This window comes from Vibrio sp. T9 (genome assembly GCF_003123985.1).
Taxonomy (GTDB): Bacteria; Pseudomonadota; Gammaproteobacteria; order Enterobacterales; family Vibrionaceae; genus Vibrio; species Vibrio diabolicus.
Window position 1 is genome coordinate 1 of the sequence record NZ_NIGY01000143.1, and the last position, 329, is coordinate 329.

Genomic DNA, 329 nt, shown 5'->3' on the forward strand with positions numbered 1-329 from the left:
ACCGAACCAGTGGCCGTACCCGCGGCAACCGTGGCTGCGGTCTGCTCGAACGCGACCACGTGCGCGAGGATCGTCTGGTTGTCGGTCCCGACCACTTTCTTCACGACCTTCTGGTCACCCCAGATGTCGATGACCTCCTGGTTCTCGTTCAACAGACGGAACTGCACACCTGCCGCGGTGCTGGCACCAGCGAGCCTGACCATGCCCGTGTTGGGATCGGTGAGGGTGCTGTCCGGGTCGAATGCGGCCCACACCGTGGTGCCAGGCGCGCAAGAGGTTTCACCGGTCTTGCCGACATAGAGACGGAAGCCGGTCTCGCCGACGCGAGT

1 protein-coding gene is annotated in these 329 nt (G+C 64.4%); it reads right to left on the reverse strand.

What is annotated here, in order from left to right:
- The coding region (locus tag CBX98_RS26415; RefSeq protein WP_197710264.1) for a hypothetical protein at positions 1-329 on the reverse strand (329 nt) is incomplete at both ends.